Source organism: Sphingobium sp. TB-6 (genome assembly GCF_012927365.1).
Classification (GTDB): domain Bacteria; phylum Pseudomonadota; class Alphaproteobacteria; order Sphingomonadales; family Sphingomonadaceae; genus Sphingobium.
The window spans coordinates 82831-101562 of record NZ_JABBGL010000015.1 but is presented as its reverse complement, the minus strand read 5'-3'; the positions used below and the strand labels follow the sequence as shown (position 1 = coordinate 101562).

At 63.4% G+C, this 18732-nt stretch carries 11 protein-coding genes; 4 read left to right on the top strand and 7 right to left on the bottom strand.

Annotation, left to right across the window (positions count from 1 at the left end):
• Nucleotides 1-568: 568 nt before the first annotated feature.
• Entirely contained in the window at nt 569-1120 is a 552-nt protein-coding gene (locus HHL26_RS18155) for a hypothetical protein (RefSeq protein WP_169576397.1), read from the bottom strand.
• A gap of 439 nt (nt 1121-1559) precedes the next feature.
• Nucleotides 1560-2495, bottom strand: a complete 936-nt coding sequence (locus tag HHL26_RS18150; RefSeq protein ID WP_240962499.1) for a tetratricopeptide repeat protein — start codon at nt 2493-2495, stop codon at nt 1560-1562.
• Nucleotides 2496-2622: 127 nt separating this feature from the next.
• On the opposite strand from HHL26_RS18150, the gene HHL26_RS18145 reads away from it, so the two are divergent.
• From HHL26_RS18145 to HHL26_RS18130, 4 genes are read left to right on the top strand one after another with little or no spacing between them, the layout of a single operon-like run.
• Nucleotides 2623-5148: a cyclic nucleotide-binding domain-containing protein gene (locus tag HHL26_RS18145; RefSeq protein ID WP_206377520.1), complete on the top strand. Its 2526-nt coding sequence runs from the start codon at nt 2623-2625 to the stop codon at nt 5146-5148.
• Nucleotides 5148-6026, top strand: coding sequence for a hypothetical protein (locus HHL26_RS18140; RefSeq protein WP_169576395.1), 879 nt, complete (start codon nt 5148-5150; stop codon nt 6024-6026). Before HHL26_RS18145 ends, HHL26_RS18140 begins: the two co-directional genes overlap by 1 nt.
• Before the next feature lie 7 nt (nt 6027-6033).
• A complete protein-coding gene (locus HHL26_RS18135) occupies nt 6034-7878 on the top strand; it encodes a cytochrome c3 family protein (RefSeq protein WP_169576393.1) in 1845 nt (614 codons plus the stop codon).
• Nucleotides 7879-7894: 16 nt separating this feature from the next.
• Nucleotides 7895-8743 (top strand): phosphodiesterase, encoded by an 849-nt coding sequence (locus HHL26_RS18130; RefSeq protein ID WP_066562481.1) that lies wholly within the window; start codon nt 7895-7897, stop codon nt 8741-8743.
• Nucleotides 8744-8757: 14 nt separating this feature from the next.
• Here HHL26_RS18130 and HHL26_RS18125 read toward each other — a convergent pair whose 3' ends face one another.
• The 5 genes from HHL26_RS18125 to HHL26_RS18105 all read right to left on the bottom strand — a co-directional run bounded on the left by HHL26_RS18125 (nt 8758) and on the right by HHL26_RS18105 (nt 18687).
• Nucleotides 8758-9321, bottom strand: a complete 564-nt coding sequence (locus HHL26_RS18125) for a DUF4337 domain-containing protein (protein WP_169576391.1) — start codon at nt 9319-9321, stop codon at nt 8758-8760.
• Between the two features lie 92 nt (nt 9322-9413).
• A complete protein-coding gene (locus tag HHL26_RS18120) occupies nt 9414-13394 on the bottom strand; it encodes a multiheme c-type cytochrome (protein WP_169576405.1) in 3981 nt (1326 codons plus the stop codon).
• Between the two features lie 107 nt (nt 13395-13501).
• Nucleotides 13502-15325 carry a hypothetical protein gene (locus tag HHL26_RS18115; RefSeq protein ID WP_169576389.1) on the bottom strand — a complete coding sequence of 608 codons (1824 nt, stop codon included), beginning with the start codon at nt 15323-15325 and terminating at the stop codon, nt 13502-13504.
• Nucleotides 15326-15328: 3 nt separating this feature from the next.
• On the bottom strand, nt 15329-17299 hold the full coding sequence (locus HHL26_RS18110; RefSeq protein ID WP_066562487.1) for a heme-binding protein: 1971 nt from the start codon (nt 17297-17299) through the stop codon (nt 15329-15331).
• Nucleotides 17296-18687, bottom strand: coding sequence for a multiheme c-type cytochrome (locus HHL26_RS18105; protein WP_066562488.1), 1392 nt, complete (start codon nt 18685-18687; stop codon nt 17296-17298). Before HHL26_RS18105 ends, HHL26_RS18110 begins: the two co-directional genes overlap by 4 nt.
• Between the last annotated feature and the right edge of the window lie 45 nt (nt 18688-18732).

Genomic DNA, 18732 nt, shown 5'->3' with positions numbered 1-18732 from the left:
CCCTCCATGTTACGCTCTCAGCAGGGTCTGCGCTGCGCTAGGCCGATGGCTCCGCGCAGCCCCTGCTGTCCTCAAGAGTGTCATTTCTATCGGGGACAGAAAGTGTCTTCTCTAACCGGCAGGAACACGGATGCCTGGCGGTGGATTTAGATCGAAATACGAAATCCTAGTATTTATAGGGGTTTGATCCCCTTTCCAGGAAGGCACGCGATGAACGGCTGTCAGCATCTGGGTTTGGACGAGCGGCGGTACATTTATCGGTTGGTGGCGCCCTGGGTACATCGGGCTCCTATCGGACAAGGTGGTTGATCGCCTTAACCGGACGCCTCGCAAATCGCCATTCTCAAGGCCGGATAGATTTTGCCATCCAGGGTGGGGCGTGTCGCCGACCAGATTCCTCAAACTCGTCGCCATCGACACGCCGTTCATTCAGGGCGGCATGCACCTAGCCGAACTCGCGTCCGTGTCTCCAATACCGGCGGCCTGGGGGTGATCACCGGCCTCATCTAGCGCACGGCTGAAGCGCTTGCCAATGAGATTTCCACAACAAAATCCACTCCAACGTCAGTTAATGGCGTTGGAGTGCCCGCTTGACCTCGGGCGTGATCGTATAAACCGCCTCTCGCTGCGCACCACGATTGAGATGGTCGATCCGGTAGCCCTGATAATGACGGCGAAGGAGTCCAGCGCGGACCAGATCCGAGACAACCCTGCTCACATTGGTTCGACCGGACCGTAGGATCCGCGACTGGACTTCCGCTTCAAGCCGCCGTTCCATTTCTTCCGGATCGTCTGCACTGTCCGCATTCGACACCAGTCCAGAGCGGACGGCTTCGATCATCGCGCGACGCCGGCAATCCCGGTGCGCCAGCGGCGCCAGCGCCTGGCAAAGCCAGTCACGGACAGGCACCCTCCCCTTCGCGCTCCGGATATAAGGTCCAACGCTGCCATTGTTGCCCGCTTCCTGGGCGATCAGCTTGAGAACCAACAATGCATAGCGAGGACGCTTCGACACGACCGAAATCCGCTCGACCAGCTCGGGGAGTTCGGCCGCCGCCATCGCTGGCGCCGCCGCCGGTGGCATCTGCGGTTGCTCGAAAAGATCGGGTTGATAGAACATATCAGGAATCTAGCACATGCTGAGTCCCTGTGAATCCCCCTTTGCAGCCGCTTCTAACAAAAAGCACGGATGACACTTTACCGAGCCGGAGCGAGGGTTTTCGGGGCAAATGCCGTTTTCCGGCCAGCCATTTTCTGTCCTACGCATCGCACTCTAACAGAGGAAGCATATGCCAAAGGCCAGAAAGTGTCGCTGAACGGTTTTCCAAGTCCCAGCATCGAAGAAGCTGATGTTCACGCCCGGCAAGGTGGTGAAGGACCAGCCGAATGGTTGAAGCAAGAGGCGCCGCTGATTCCAGTCAGTGGAGCCCTATCCTGCAAAGATTCACTCGTGACACTTTAGCGCGAACCGGTAAAGTGTCGCAAATGACATTCGCGAACTGCTCGTTTCGCTCCTGTGCCTTCCCAGAAGCACGGAAGCGCTCAACGGCAAACGCACTTCAAGCCCCTGGCACGCCCAAAATCCGCGCCTCATCCCTGATCCGCCCCGCTTGCGCCGGATTGGCCGCCTTGGCATCCTGATAAGCTGTACCTGCCTTTGCCGTTTCGCCCAATGTCATGCGGCTGCGCATCAGCATGATCCAGCCGTCGACGTTGCCCGGATTCGCCTTCAGCTTGGCTTCCAGACTCGTCACCATCCCCTCGACCATCGCATCCTGCTGCCCTTTGGGAAGCTGCGCCGCCGCCTGCATCTGCTCCCGGCTCGGCCCCGGAATCGCCGCCGCCGCGACCGACATGCCATCACTCATTGGCGGGTGCGGTGCGACAGGCTTTACTGCCGCCAGCCGCTCGGCAACGTCGATCTTGTTGATCTTCCCCACCTGCTCGATGGTCCTGCGCAGATCGGCCTCCCACGGCGCGCCCGGCGGCGTATCGCGCAGCAGCGCCAGCCAGTCGCGGATCGCGCCTTCATGATCCTTGGCCAGATCCCTGCGCACCGCCAGGAAATAGCGCGCCCGCGGCTCCTTCGGGTCAAGCGCGATCGCCTTGTCGAAAGCGTCGGAAGCCTCCTTGGGCATAGGATCATGCTCGCTCGCCATCACCGCGGCTTCGCCCAGCGATGACCAGAAGGTCGCATTGCCCGGCACCAGCTTCGTCGCATGGCGATAGGCGCGCAGCGCATCGGCATGGCGTCCACCTTCGAAATAGGCCCAGCCCAGCCTCTGCCAGCCTTCGGCGTCGTTGGGATTGGCGCCGACCCGGTCCTGAAGCGCACGAATGACCGCTTCCGGATCGTTCGCCTGATCGCCCGTCAGCGGTGAAGGAGCAGCGGGCGCTTTCGTCTCGTCGGGCCTGTGCGTCATATTATAGCCGATCGACACGGCGGCAATGCCAACAGCGCCCATCAACACGACACGCCCCCAACTCCAACCCATTATTCTTTCACTCCCCGACCGATCTCCGCCGATCCTCTCTAGCGTGACGCTGCGGAAATGATAGAGTGCCGTCCGGGACAGGCATCCGGTAAGATCCGGAGCACAGGGGTATTTTGGGGGATAATCATTGACTGACCGCGTGCGTATCGCGATCGTCGGATCGGGGCCGGCGGGGCTGAGTGCGGCTGCGCGCGCCGCGCAACTGGGGCTTTCCCACCTGCTGATAGAGAAGACGGACCATCTGTCCGACACCATCTTCAAATATCAGAAGGGCAAGCATGTGATGGCCACGCCCAGCCAGCTCGTGCTCCGTTCCGACTGCGATTTCGAGGCAGGAAAGCGCGAATCGATTCTCGACCGCTGGAATGCGCAGGCGGCCGAACAGGGCGTCAACGTCGCCTATCAGGCGGAGGTGAAGGCGATCACCGGCACGGGCGATCCCATCCCCGGCAGCATCCAGAAGATCGTCGAGCGCAAGCGTGACGGCACGACCGATACCAAGGAAATGCAGCGCCTCGCCCCGCCCTATCGCCTGACGCTGAGCGACGGCCGGGAGGTCATAGCCGACGCTGTGATCATGGCGATCGGCACGCAGGGCAACCCCAATCTGATGCGCGTGCCCGGCGCTGATCTGCCTCATGTCCAATATCAACTGGACGATCCAGCCGCTTATAATGACGAGCATATTTTCGTCGTCGGTACCGGCGATGCGGGCATTGAAAACGCCCTCGGCCTCGCCGCCGACGAGGCGCAGGGCAATGCCGTCACCATCCTCAACCGCTCGACCGAATTCGCCAGCGCCAAGGCGGCGAACGTCAAGGCGCTGATTACCGCCGCCGAAACGGGCCGCCTCTCCATCATGACGGAGGCGACGACCGCCAAGATCGAGCCGGGGTTCATCACGCTCGACAGCCGCGACGGCGAGGTGAAGCTGAAATGCGACCGCATCATTGCGCGCATGGGCTCCGCCCCGCCCCGCGCCTTCGTGGAAAGCTGCGGCATCGAATTCACCAGCGGCGACCGGCTGGCCTTTCCCAAGCTGTCGCCGGTCTTCGAAAGCACCGCCCCCGGCATCTTCGTCATCGGCGCGCTGGCGGGCTATCCGCTGATCAAGCATTGCATGAACCAGGGCTATGACGTCGTCGAGTTCATCAATGGCAATCGGGATCTGAAACCTGCCGACGAACCGATCCTGGCGGCCAAATTCGCAGGCCTGCCGGAAAAGAAGAGCGTAGCGGAGTGGCTGGAGTTCCTCCGCAGCAACGTCTCTATCCTGGAAGGTCTCTCGCCGCTCCAGATGCGCGAGTTCATGCTCGACAGCGAAGTGCGCGCCTATCGCAAGGGCGATCTGATCTTCGAGCGATATGATTCCGGTTCGTCCCTCTTCGGCGTGGCGCAGGGCCAGGCGCTGGTGGAGGTCAGCCCTACCCTCGACGTCCCCATCGACCGGGGCTCGATCTTCGGGGAGGTCGGCCTGATCTCCGGCCGCCGCCGTGGCGCGACGGTGCGCGCGGGCGCGGATTCGATCATGGTGGAAGTGTCGCGCACGGCGGCGCTGAAGCTCATGTCCTCCAACCCGCCGGCCAAGCGCGCCATCACCCGCATCTCCACCGAACGGCAATTGCTGCAACTCTTCGGCGCGGGCCTGACTCCGGCGGACCTTAGCGAAGTTCTCGACACGGCGGAAATCCAGACGGTCAAGGCGGGCGAGCATGTCATCACCGAAGGCGACCTGGGCAACGACATCTATGTGATTCGCGTCGGCTCCATGATCGTGGAGAAGAAGATCGGCGGGAAGAATGTCTTCCTGTCCTACCTTCCCGCCGGCAGCTATGTGGGCGAAATGGCGCTGATCACTGGCGGCCCGCGCACCGCCACGGTCAAGGCGACCGTCAAGTCCGAAGTCATCAAGCTGCAAGGCGACGCCTTCGCCCGGCTGATGGCGGCCAAACCCGCTTTGCTGGAGCGCGCTCGCCGCGACATGGCCTCCCGGCAGGACGTCAATGCGTTCATCGAAAGCCGCAAGGACAGTTTCTCCACCGTTGTCGACATGTATTCGGAGACGGCGAAATTCCTGATCGACAATGGCATTGGCGAAGCAACCGACGTGCTGCTGATCGACGAGCATCTGTGCGTCGGCTGCGACAATTGCGAAAAGGCCTGTGCCGACAGCCATGACGGCCTCTCCCGCCTCGACCGGGAGGCGGGCCGCACCTATGCCCATCTGCATGTCCCGACGAGCTGCCGCCATTGCGAGCATCCGCACTGTATGGCCGACTGCCCGCCCAACGCCATCCATCGCGGCCCGGACGGCGAGGTTTTCATCGACGACACCTGCATCGGCTGCGGCAATTGCCAGCGCAACTGCCCCTATGGCGTGATCCGCATGGACAGCGTGCCGCCCAAGAAGCCGGGACTGCTGAGCTGGATGTTCCTGGGTGCAGGTCCGGGCCCTGGCGAACCCTCCAAGAAATGGCGGTACAAGAACGCTGAACCCGGCGTCGAGAAGCCCAAAAAAGCGATCAAATGCGATATGTGTTCCGGAATTGACGGCGGCCCCGCCTGCGTGCGCGCCTGCCCCACCGGCGCCGCGATCCGCGTCGCGCCAGAAGATTTCCTGACCGTCGCCCGCCTCGATGAGGAGGCCCGCTGATGGCCACTCGCGCGCCTGTCCGTACCCGCCGTGCCAAGGGCGAAGTGCTGCACGACGGCTTCCTGCGCCATGCCGGTTTCCGCTGGCTGAAGATCGCCACGCTGATCTGCCTGCTGTCGATCGTCAGCTATATGCTGGTGGATGTCACCCCGCATCATAATGGCGGCAGTTGGTACGGCTATACCATGGGCACGATCGGCGTGCTGCTGATCCTGTGGCTGACGCTGCTCGGCTTGCGCAAGCGGGCGATGACGCGGGGCCGCTGGTCGCTCAAGGCCTGGACCTCCGCCCATGTCTATCTCGGCATCAGCCTGATCGTCATCGCCACGCTGCACACGGGGTTCCAGCTCGGATGGAATGTCCATACGCTGGCCTATGTTCTGATGATGCTGGTGATTTTTTCCGGTTTGTTCGGCATCACCGTCTATGCGACCCTGCCCGCCGCGCTCAGCAACAATCGCGCCGAAATGACCCAGGTGCAGATGCTGGACGCCGTGCGCGCCATCGACCGGCAACTGCACGATGCCGCCCAGCCCCTGCCCCACGACAAGGCCGCCCTGGTGCGCCAGTCGCTGGAGCAGGATCCGTTCGGCGGCAGCCTGATCGCCCGCCTGTCTGGCCGTTACCCCCGCTGCGCCACGGCCAGGGCACAGGCGGCGTTACGTTATTGGACCGGGGACAAGCCCGACACCGGCAACGATCCGCTGGAACGCATTGACGCCCTGCTGGAACGCAAGCAGGCGATGCTGGCGCGGCTGCGGCGGCATCTGAGATTGAAAGCGCTGCTGGAAATCTGGCTCTACGTCCATGTGCCCGCCACCTTTGCCCTGCTGGCCGCGCTGACCGCGCATATCGTCAGCGTCTTCTTCTACTGGTGAGCATGAAATGAGCTTCCTAGTCCGTCAGATCAGCCTCACCGCCGATGGCCGCGAAATCGTCCGCGCCGCCACCTTGCCCAAGCTCCAGCTTTCGCTGGGCCGCGCGGCGGAGAATGACATCCACCTCCCCGACCTCGCGCTGGAGCCGGACCATGCCCGGATAGAGCAGGTCGACGAACGCACCATCCGCGTCCGGGCTATCGGCACGCTGGGCTTCGACCTTGAAGGCCGAACCGTCCTGCGGGCCGAAATCCACCCCGCCAACGGCGCGGAACTACGCTTCGGCGGCCATCGCATCACCGTGTCACAGGGGGAGGATGGCGCGACCATCCTCTCTATCCGCCGTGTCGACGCCGTGTCGGAGGCTTCGGAGGAAAAGGAGGAGACCAAGGTTTTCTCCTTGCGCGGCCTGCTGCCGGGCAAGCGGTTGACGGCCTGGGGCATGGCGTTGGCGATCCTGATCGGCTTTCTCGCTATCCCGATCTGGAGCTATGCCGGCCGCCCGGCGAACGACACGCGCAACATCTACAAGATGGTGGGCGACAAGGCCTGGTCGTCGGGTCCGCTCAGTCAGGCGCACCATGCGCTCGAAGGCCGCTGCGAAACCTGCCATCAGAAGGCTTTCGTCTCGGTCCGCGATTCTGCCTGCCAGACCTGCCACAAGGACGTGCACGACCACGCGCCAGCCGCCCGCATCGCCATGGCGCGGGCCGAACCGGGCCTTGGCGGCAAATTGCTGGCAGGAGTCGCATCCGCTTTCGGCAAGCCGCCCGAGGGCGCCTGCGTCGACTGCCACCGCGAACATGAAGGCGCAGGCCCGATGCAGCCCGCCCCGCAAGCCTTCTGCACCGACTGCCACGGCACATTGAAGGATCGCCTGAAGGACACCAAACTCGGCAACGCCGCTGATTTCGGCACCAGCCATCCGCAATTCTCGGCCCTGGTCCAGACTGTGCCGGGCAGGCATCCCCGCTTCTCCTACGCCTCGCTCGACGGCAAGCCCATGGACGATAGCGGCCTCAAATTCCCGCACGACATGCATTTGTCCGCGACCGGCGGCGTCGCCAAAATGGCGCGGACGATGAAGACGCAATATGGTTTCGGTGACACGCTCGCGTGCAAGGATTGCCACAAGCCGACCGCCGATGGCGTCCGCTTCCTGCCGGTCAATATGGAGCGCGATTGCCAGATGTGTCACAGCCTCGCGTTCGAGACGATCGGCGGCACGGTGCGTACGCTGCGCCACGGCCGGCCCGATCAGGTGATCGCGGACCTGCGCGCCTATTACCGCTCGACCGGCCCGGCCCAACCCATCGCCCTGGGCGGCATGGCCCGGCGGCGGCCCGGCAACTATGCGCAGGGCCAGATCTACCATGCCTATTTCGGCGCGATGGCGGCCCGGCCTTCGCGCGCCGACGATGCCGTTCGCGCGGTCTTCTCCAAGGGCGGCGCCTGCTATGACTGTCATACGGTCACGCCGCCCGGCGCGGACGGCAATGCGAACTGGCAGGTTCTGCCGGTGCATCAGCCGATGCGCTATATGATGAACGGCTGGTTCGACCATGCCGCGCACCGCACGGAAAAATGCGAAAGCTGCCACGCCGCGCCGAAATCGCATGACGCCAAACAATTGCTGCTGCCGGGCATCGATAGCTGCCGCACCTGCCATGGCGGGGAAAAGGCAAAGGCGGACGTGCCGTCGGGATGCGCCATGTGCCATAGCTATCATGTCGGTGACGGCGCCCCATGGATGCCCGCCGACCGCTCGGTTAAAAGGGATGGGGCAGACAGGCCGAAGGAACTCGACCGCCTCAGTCCACAACGTGCTCCAGGAACGGACCGCGAAATATAAAGGGGGAGCAAAGGCCATGCTGATCGCGCAGGTCACGGACATCCATCTGGGGTTCGATCCCGACAACCCCGCGGAATTCAACCGCAAGCGGCTGGACCAGGTGCTTCGGGCCTTGAACGACGGCCCGAACCGGCCCGACCTGCTGCTGGCGACCGGCGACCTGACCGATCGGGGAGACGCCGACAGCTATCGCCGCCTTGCCAATGCCTTCAGCCAGTGCGATTTTCCGGTCTGGCCTTGTATGGGCAATCATGACGGCCGGGCCAATTTCGCCCAGCATTTCCCGCACATTCCGCAGGAAGACGGCTTCGTCCATTATGTGATCCCGCTGGAGGGACGGCGGATCATCATGCTCGACACGCTGGAGCCAGATCGCCACGGCGGCGCCTTTTGCGAGCGCCGCGCGGCGTGGCTCGCCGCCCGGCTGGACGAGGATGCCGCCACGCCCACGCTGATCGTCATGCACCATCCTCCGGTCGAGGTCGGCATCGACTGGATGAACACCCATCCCGAAGAACCCTGGGTTCAGCGCTTCGCGGCGACTGTCGCGGGCCGGGCCAATATTCAGGCGATCATTTGCGGTCATATTCACCGCGCCATCACCGCACCGTGGAACGGCACGACCATCGCCATCTGCTCATCGACCGCGCCGCAACTCGCGCTCGATATGCGGCCCATGGACCCCGATGCACCCGACAACCGCCCGATGATCGTCGCGGACCCGCCCGCCTATGCGCTGCATCGCTGGACCGACCATGGCCTTATCACCCATTTCGAAACGGCGGACGATCATGTGATGCTCGCCAAATTCGATGCGGCCATGCAACCGCTGGTGCGAACGCTGATCGACGAACGACCGTCTTGAACGGTCCGCCCGTGCTAACCGAGGAGGTTGCTGAGGATATCGGGGTGGAAGGCCCAGCCCGCAAAGCCGCACAGGCCCATGAAAAGCCCCATCGCGCCGAACAGCCATGCCGCGATCAGCGCGCCTGAACTTTCCGCCAACGCGGCAACCGCGGCGATCGAAATCGCGGTCGATATCAGCGCATCGCTCGCATCAAACTGATCGTCATGCACATTGAGCGCGTCATAACAATCCGAAAATTGCTGCGCCTGCCGGGCAAGAAGCGGCGCCGCCGCCTGATATTTGACAATCTCTCCCTGAAGTGAAGCCAGCGTCGTCACGGCCATGGGGGAAGTTTTTCCATCGGCGATCAGGGCAATTTCGGACTGCGCCGTCCTGGCGATATGCCATTTGGTTCTGGTCGCCTGATATTCGCTCCAGCGGTCGACAGAGTCAGCCTTGGCCTGCTGCATGGCCTGAACGATATTGCCGTCCTTGATGTTGCACAGGCCCATGGCGACCGAGAGGATGACGACAGTCATCGCCACCCGACGGTTGAGTGTCTTGTCCTTGGCTTCGGCACTGACTTCGAGTTCCATCGGACGACCCTTTGAACGTCAGGCAGATCTGGGCTGGATCAATGCGCAACGCCAATGAATTTTAGGTCATCCGGGCGACAGAATCCGGGATCTTACCGCATCGGCGTCTTCAGGGGCGGGCGCCATCCCTTCATATCCACTTCGTCACTGACCTTGTAGGGAATCCCCTTGGACGTCAGGAACAGCCGTTCCATCTCCGGCCGGGTGAAGGGCCGTGAGCCGAGCCGTCCGAACACCGCCATCTGTCCGCCCGTTTCATCCACCGCTCGATCCCGATCCAGCCCTTTCGACAAGGCCAGCGCCGGTGAAGGCGTCCGCGCCCAGGCGATCAGTTCCGGCTTGGGCGCGGGCGAGAAGCCGTAGAAATTGGGCTGACTCGCCGGGCTGGTGAGCTGGATCACCTTCATCCCGTTGCGCCCATCCGCGACATAGGCGAACAGCGACGCATTGGTCGTGCCGACGATCACATCCTCCACATCGGTCATCTGCCCGCCGAACGTCTCCTTGGCATAGACGGACGGCCGCAGCGGGTTGGTGATATTGATGATCGCCAACCCCTCCGCCTTCGCCGCGACATAGGCATAGGTGCGGGCCAGATAGATGCGCCGCGCATCGGCCAGCGGCACAGTCGCGGAAGGCACCGCCACCGGATCAGTGAGGCGCGTAACATCGAACAGCTTAAGGCCCTCCGCATCCGTGACCCACAGGTAACGGAACTGGATCGCGCTCGCCCGCGCATCCTTCAACGGACGCACGGCGGCAAGGCGCGGATGCAACGGATCGCTAAGGTCCACGACCACCAGCCCGGCATTGGCGGTGATATAGGCGATCTGTCCCGCCAACTGGATATGCCGCGCGCCGTTCAGCACGCCATTGGGATTCCAGGTGACGGCCCGCTTCAGGAAATTGTTGCGGAACTCGCCATCGGCCATGGTCTCGATATTGACCATGATCAGACCCTCGATACTGTCCGTCACCGCCGCATAGCTGTAGATCGGCAGGAACGGCTGCTCCTGGTTGATCTCGCGTAGTTCCTTGGTGTTGCGGAGCGGATTGATCGGCTGGTTCGTGGCCAGCGCCATGCAGGTCGCGTTTTTCGAAGAGACGCCCGTATTATGGCCGAGCTTCGAGAACGGCCCGCTCACTATCGGCTCGGAAAAACCCTTGTTGGCGATGGACGCCACGTCATAGACGCGGAAACCGCCCTTCCCCTCCGCCACATACATATATTCGCCGCGCAGTTGCAGGCAGCCGACGCGATCCGCCGTGCCCTTCACGACATTGCGGAATTCTTCCACAGCATGCGTTTCACCCGAAGCCTTTTTGTCGAAGAACTTTCCGCGCACCCAATTCTTGAGTTCGCGCTTGTTCTGCTCGACATGCAGTTTCCAATAGTCGGGATAGGCATATTTCTGGAGATAACTGCCGATCACCGCCTGCGGCTCATCCCATTCGGTGACGCGGATCGCCTCGAACCCGCCTTCCAGGCCCGTCCAGGCATTCAGCCCCACGAAGTTCACGAAATTGGTGCCAAGCAACAACAACTGCGACATGATCGCGTTATTGTCATCCTTTGCCGACAAATGGCAGTCGGAACAGGTCTTCGTCTCGGTCCGGCGCACCGTATGCGGGAAATGGGGCGCGAACGCCTGAGACGAAAAGCCGATGCCGGACACCGGCGGCTGCTGGATATAGATGCGCTCCCGGTTGATATTGGTGGAGGACAAGATCAGCGCCGATGTCGACCGGACCGGGGCGGTTTCATTGCCCTTGGTGGTCATATGCTTGCCGAGTTGGAACATCTCGTCGCGCGCGACCTGCGGGTTATAGGTCGCGAAGTTGCGCGTCTCCTCCCCGTCATAATGGTGGAGCGTCGTCTTCCAGTTCGCCTCGATCGGCAAGTGACAGCCGCCGCAACTGGTCGTCCAGCTCAAATGGCAGGTGAAGCAGGCCATATTGTCGTCGCCATGGGCGCGATCTTCCTTCGCGACGCCGGGACCGAAGGCAAAGCTGCCATCCTCCGCGCCCGACCGGCTCATCAGCTTGGCCCGCGCCGCCTTGGCGTTGAAGTGCGGATTGGCCGGATCGACCGAATCCTTCACCAGGCTGACTTCCCATTCCAGCTTCGGGTCGACAATCGACCGCTGGATCAGCCGCTGCCGGCCGCTGGCGTCGAAATACCATTCGAAACGCCGCTTGCCATCCGGATTGCGGAGCAGCGCCAGGTTCGTGCCCTTGGGCGGCGCCGCCGGACCGGATGTCAGCAGGGTCGGATAGGCATCCGCCGTCCCATGGCAGTCCTTGCAGCCGATCTCGATCGCATTCGCCACCTCGCCATAGATGAAGCCATTGCCGTGGCTATCCTGCGCGAAATGGCAGTCTGCGCATTGCAGACCCTTTTCGGCGTGGATGTCCATCAGGTGCACGGCCTTGCCGGGGTTGGCGCCGGGCTGGACGAACTTGCCCTCCCCCTTTTTGCGCCACTTTTCCGGATCATCGGGCGAGACGACCTTGCCGTCGGCGTCGAGCAGATTGCCCTCGCGATCCCGCTTGAAGACGCCGCGGAAGTTCCAGCCATGGCCGTGATAGTCAGCGAACTGCGTATCCTTGGCCTTGTCGTTCAGATCATAGACATTGCGCAGGAAATCCAGGTCCGACCATTTGCCGCGCGGTCCCGCCCCTTCGGGATTGCGTTCCAAAGTCTGGTGAACTTCAGCGGCGGTGGGATATTTCTGCTTTTCCGGCCACATCAGCGGCGCGTCGGACTCATAGTCCCACATAGTATAGCCCAGATAGCTGTTCAGGAAGATATTGGGCTGATGCATGTGGCAGTTCATGCACTGCGCGGTCGGGATCGCGCGGGTGAATGCGTGGCGGATCGGATGACCGCTTTCCTTGACGGCGCCGACAGAGTGATCGGGCTCGATCGTTTCGCCATGGGAGCCTTTCAACCCGCCATGGCTGACTTTGTTCGCGATGGTGGGATCGACCGTGGCGGTCTGCCCGTCACGGCCATATTGGGCATAGATCAGGCTGTGGCGCGGCTCGCGGTCATTGGCATAGACGACATGACAGCCCGAGCAGCCCGAATGGCGATAGTCGCCCGGCTGATCGTTGGTGCCCATGAACCACATATAGGGATCGTTGAGGCGGGTCTTGTGCAGGTTCAGCACCGGGATCGCGACGCGCAGGCCCGTGCCGGGGCCACGGCTCGATTGCTTGAGGTCGGGGCGGCCCGGCTCCTCCAGCCGCTGGATGGAGCCGGTTGGATTGGGCAGGCCGATTTCCGGGAACTGCGTGCCGATATTGCGCCCGCCGCGTTCGAACACGCGGAAGACGTCGCCTGGAGGCACCACCTGCCATTGCGGCAGTGGATAAAGCTCGGCCAACGCGCCGCGTGTCTTCTGCTCGGCGGTCAGCGTGCCGGGCGGGCTGCCGGGCGAGACGATCTTCGCGGGCTTGCCGTCCTTGGTATAGGCTTCCCCGAAGATGTAGTTCTTGTAGGGAACGATGCCGTTATTATAGGCCGCCCCACCCCACAGCATCGCGCCCGACGCCATCAGCGAGCGCTCCGCCGCTTCGATAACCTGCATATGGCAGGAACCGCAGGCGTCCCGCGCGACGCGATAGTCACTGGGGTTGACGAAGCGGACGAACTCGGGCGCCTCCCGGTTGAGCAGCGTATAGGTCCGCTGCGGATTGGCTGAGGAGGGATAGTGCCAGCTTTTGGGATAGCGCGGCAGGACATGCGCCTTCTCCCGCGCTGCGACATAGGCGGGGTCTTCGAAACCCAACGCTGGATCGCCGCGCACTGCCGCATTGCCGCCGTGGCAGTCGGTGCAGCCCAGCATCACCGCCGGGGTGGCGTGCATGGACGGCTCGTCGGTCTTGGTGTGGCAGCTATAACAGCCGTCCGATTTGGCCGCGACCTGATCGGCGGTCTGGCTCATCGGCGCGGGCGGTGCGGGGGTGTAATGGCGCTCGACGGGCTTTTCCGCGTCGGAGGCGTGGAGGATGGCGACGGGCAACAGCAACGCCGCTAGCACCAAAATGCCGACGCCCAAGATCGTCATTCCCGCGAAGGCGGGAATCCATCTCACAGCCTTTCGCCTAGACGCATCGACGGAGATGGATTCCCGCCTTCGCGGGAATGACGAAAGAGTGTTGAAGAGCGCGCGCATCAATAGCTCAAAATCAAATTGGCAAGCACCGAATAATAATTCCGGTTGCGCTCGCTATTGGTGAAGAGGTCACGAAATCCTGCCCCCGGCAGCAAAGTCGCGCCCGACAGGCGAAAGACGATATTCTGGGTTGCATGCGGTCGCCAGATCGCCGCCGTCGACAAATCCCAGCCGATCGACTTGGCTATACTGCCTTCGTTGCGCAGCGCCTGAAGCGTGGCGGTATTCTGGAACCAGAGATGATTGGCATTGGCCGACAGGCGCAGTTGCGGTATCAGGTCGAAATCCGCCCCCGCGCCCAACAGCATCGTGCCGGGATTGTTGAAGTTCGACTGCCCCTGCTCCTTGGATGAACGCAGCGAGTTCAAAATGCCGTTGCGCCCGTTGATGCCGATCACCCGCCCGCCCCCGGCAAAGGGAATGGACTGCCTGATCCAATAGCTTGTATCGGCGCCCGCAAAGACCGGATTCTCGAAAATCGCATCGAACCCGTTCTCGCGATTATCATGAGGGTTGCCATCGCCGCTGGCATAGAGACCCGACAGGCGAAGCCGCATCCAGTCCTTGTCGTAACTCGCTTCCGCCGCGGCGAAGAAAGCGCGGATCTGCGCGGGTTTCGACGTGAAGAAGCTGTTCCGATCCTCCCCCAGCGCGCCATAGAGGGACGCCGTCAGGTTCATCCGTCCGACCCGCCCATCGGCATTATAGCCAAGATAGACGACATCATATTCCCGCCCCCGCAAGTCGCCAAGAAGCGCCGGGCGCACCGGAAAGCCGTTATCGTCTATCTCCACGTCCCGCTTTTCGCGGTTCATATTGTAGACGGCCGTAATCTGGCTGGTGAGGCCGGGAACCAGAAAATCCTGCCGATAGAGATTGGCGATAAACACCCAATCGTTACGCGGCGACTGCACGACCGAATTCAACCCGCTATTGGTATCCTTCTCCAGCCGCCAAAAGGCCGCCAGATTGAACTGGAAGCGGTTATTGTCGCGGTTGCCGAACAGCCGGATGCCAAGCTGCTGGTCGTTGAACAGGAAACCACGAAAATCCGACTGAAACGGCTGGATACCCACCCGCACCGACCGGAAATCATAGCGGTCCGACGTGTTGGCGAGGTGATAGTCGACAAAGGCTTCCTGCACGCCCAGAAAATGGTCGGTGCGGTGCGAGGGCTTGGACGGCTCGACGAACAGCACGCGCCGTTCGGGCACATTCACATGATTGACGTTGAGCGCCAGCGTCAGCCGATATTCGATCTCCGGCGGCTTGAACGCGGTCGCTCCTTTGATCAGCGCCACGCCGCCGATGAAAGTCTGGCTCAGCACGACGCTCGCATCCTTGCCGAAGACGTCGAGGCTGCCGGGCCGCTCGGTCGTCTGCACGCCGACCGGGATCGGGAAGGTGCGCGGCTCCAGCACCGTGTCGCTCACCGCATTGGCGACGAAGAACCAATCCTCGCCCTTGATCGGCAGCCATTTGACCTTCTCGCGGTCGATGGGCCGGTCGCCCTTCAGCGTGTTCTGGCCATAGGGATCGAACCAGCGCTCCTTCACCACGCCTAGGCTCTCGATCAAGCGCCAGCGATCCGGGATCGGCACCTGGTCGGTCGGAAATGCTTCGGGCGGGGGCGCGCGGACGGCGCCCTTATTGTCCTGGGTCACGGCGTCCGGCAGCGGCGCTTCATAGCCGGGACGGCGGCGGCCCTCTATGGATTGCTGGTCGGCGTCCAATATCTGCTGCCAGTTTTCCGGCGGAGGCGGCGGAACCGGCTCGCCCGGTTGGACCAGTGCGAACAGCGGCAGGAGTGAAACCAGACCCATCGCCTACAGCCCCGCGCAGACATTTTGCGACGAACTGTCGAGGAAAGGCGCAAAGGGGCAGCTCACATAGCGCAGCCGCACCGTCGCATTGCCCAGGTCGACGACGATCTGGTCGGACCGGATCGCGGCCGGCGCATTGCCGATCCCACCCACGCGCGCCCCGGCATTGTTGAGCCCGAGGAAGCTGATCATGTCGTCCTGATCGATGCCGTCACCCGACACGCCGATCGCGCCAACCAACATATTGCTGCGATAGATGGGCACGGAACCAGGGAAGATCTGAATGCCGTTCTGCACCCGGTTCTGATTGGAGACAGTCGGCACCGCCGAGCAACGCTGCGGCGTATCCGCCGCGCTGGCGCCGGTCACATAGGCGAGATGCGCGGCGAGATCGCCCACCACCAGCGCCGATTGCAATCCGGTGGAGAAGGGATTGAACTGCGCGATGGGTCGCGAGAAGGGGCCATTGGGTCGCCCCACCTCTCCATCCGGGAAATAGGGCCGCGACAGATTGCCATTTGCCCGGTCGCTGAACGCATGACGCCCGGTCAGAGCCGAAGGATCGTTGAGGAAAGTCCTGGCCTTGCCTACGAAAGCCGCAACATCGGCGCTGCTGCTCGCCAGCAGATCGGATGCAGTATGGGAGCCGGAGAAGAAGGCCGCCGTCCGCGCCTTCTGCAAGCTCACATCCGTGCCGAAGATCGGCGCGTCCGGCGAGCGGACGATGCCCAATGTCTGACCCCGCGTGTCGACCAGGCTGATCGTCACCTGCGCCCGGCTGTCTAACGGCTGTCGAATCTGCGCCCGCGCCCGGCTCATGATGGTGAAGGCTTCTTCGAGGATCGCGGTCGCTTCCGCCGCCGTCAGCGGCTGCGCCACATCGCCCGCATCGGTCGCGGCGCGGATCGGAAAACGGTCATTGCCCGATCCGTCAGTCAGGACGAAGGCGTCGGATTTGGAAAATTCGGCGGTTCGCGCCCGCCGTACGCCCGATGCTTCGGTGCCATAAGCGACCCCCGCCAGGATCATCGGCGCCGGATCGCCATAATAGCCGCGCACCGCGACCAGCGCCCCCCCGCTGCCGTTGATGGCGGCAAAGCTCACCGGACCCGTCGCGATCAGACCAGAATAGACCGCATCGGAATAGCGCAGCGACGTGCCGTCCACGGTGATGCGATTGGCGCGAATGCCCTCGGGCGCCTCAAAACCAAGCGTCCCGGCGAGCGCAATATATTCCTCGGGATCATTGTCATCGTCGAGGACGTTGGTGTCGGAACCATAGACTCCATCCGCCATCACGCCGATGCCGCCCACCACCACGCCGTTCTTGTAAAGCGGAAAACCGCCCGGATCAGCCGCCAGCCCCAGGGGCGAACGCTTCGGCCCGATCATTGCCGTCGCGCCCGATGAAACGAAGCGCGCCGCCAGGTCGGAACAGGGTAACTGGCTGAACTGCACGCCGAACAACGGCCCGCTCTCCAGCCCCGCCGTGGTCGGCGCAGGCGGGAAATGTTGCTGCACGATCATACTCGCCGTGCGCGTCGAAAAGGCGTTGCCGCCGCTCGACAGATAGGCGCCGGTAATCGCCTTGGCGATGGCGCCGGCCTCGGCCGGGACGGTCAGGTTCTGGGCGTCGATATTGTCGCCATTGGGCGCGGCGCTGGTGATCGCGTTCGCCCGCGCGCCAGTCATGCGGAATATGGCCAGCACATTGCCCACCCGGTCCGTGACCGCGATGACGGCGGGTAGATTCCGCGCGCGGGCCTCCGCCACGGCGTGGGCGACGACCGTTTCGACATCTGCGACCGTCAGCGATTCCTGCGCAGGCGCCGTATAAAGGCTGGTCGGGGTGGGTGTCGGCGTCGGGCTGGGCGTCGGCGTGCCGCCGCTGCTCCCTCCCCCGCCGCCGCAGGAGGACAGGATCAGCGCTGCACTGACCGTCAGCGCGCTCAGCCGGTGGTGTCTTCCTCTCACTGGAGCGCTCCGATGCTGCGCGCCGCGCTGCCCAAGGCGGAACGGAAATCGCCGGGCCGATAGCCGTTCGGCTCCTTGACCGCCGCATAAGCGCGATTGATGTCCGCCCGGATGCCCGCCGCCGCCCCTATGGTCACGCGCCCGGATTTCACGAGACTGTTGAGTAGCGTGTCGACCGCCATCACCGCCTGCACCGATCCTTCATAGTCCGTGAAGCGGGGCGATATCGCGCTCCCCGCTATCTCGCGCACGATGGCAAAGGCCATGCCGCCCTGCATCCCGCCCGCCGCAAAACCGTCGGCCAATGCGCGAGCGCTTTGCGCAAGCTTGCCCGCCGCCGCGATCGCCGCAGGCCGATCCCTTGCGATCGCCGCATGGAACGCCCGGCTGTCGGCATCGAAGCGCCCCGCCAGCCCCGGCGCGGCCACCCGCGCCGCCGCCGACAGCAGGATCATATTCTCGTCATTGAAGGGCGGCATGCCCGCCGGGATCGGCCGCCCCGGATTGGCTTCCCAAGTCTTGCTGCGTTCCGCCTGGTCATAGATGCGGCGGTGGCAGCTCTGGCAGTCGAAGAAATAAAATTCGGGGAAAGCCCCCTCCGTCCCCTTGCTCCCGGCATAAAGGGTCAGCGCCCGCTCCACCGCCATGGCCTGCCCCACGGCCCAGAGCTTCAGACTATCCGTCCGCCCCTTGCGCTGCGCATAGTCGGCATCCTCGTCATGATGCGCCTGCATCGAGGAGAAGAGGTCCAATTCGAAGGAAATGCGCGGATGCCCCGCCGCCATGATCCGGTGGGTGACGAACTGCCCGTCCCGCGCGCTGCCGAAATGGCAGTCGAGGCAGACCGATGCGCGCGCCTGCGGCCGGTCGAGCGGCGTCATGCCCGCCGCGACATTGGCGGCATGGCTCGCCCCGACGGCATAATGCGAGGCGATCCAGCCGCTCGCCGCGCCATGGCAGGCTTCGCAACCGACGCCATCCTGCGTCAGAAAACGTGCCCCGCGAGCCCCCGCCGGAGTGGAATGGCAACCCAGGCAGGCAGGCGCCGAAGCCGCATCGCCCAGCCCCAAAGTCGCTGCAATCTGCTGCCCGCGGGCGCCGTTCAGCACCGCGAAGGCCCGGCTATGCGCGCCGCCCGGCGTCGAAGGCTCCTGCCAGCGCATCAGCTCGTCCTGACGCACGACCTTGCCGTCGCCCTCCATCCGTCCATGGCAGGTCGATCCGGCGCAAGAGGCGACGCCGACATAGGTTCTGGCCGCCGGAGCCGCATCCGCCGCTCCCGATCCGCCGCCGGGCAAGCCGCACAGCAACAGCACCCCTAGCAGCATGACACCCAATGCCATGCCGCCCAAGGATCTGCCGATCGCCCTGCCCTTACCGCCCCCCATTCGTCACGCCCCCGTGCCGGTTGATTCGGACGCTTTCCCCTGCGT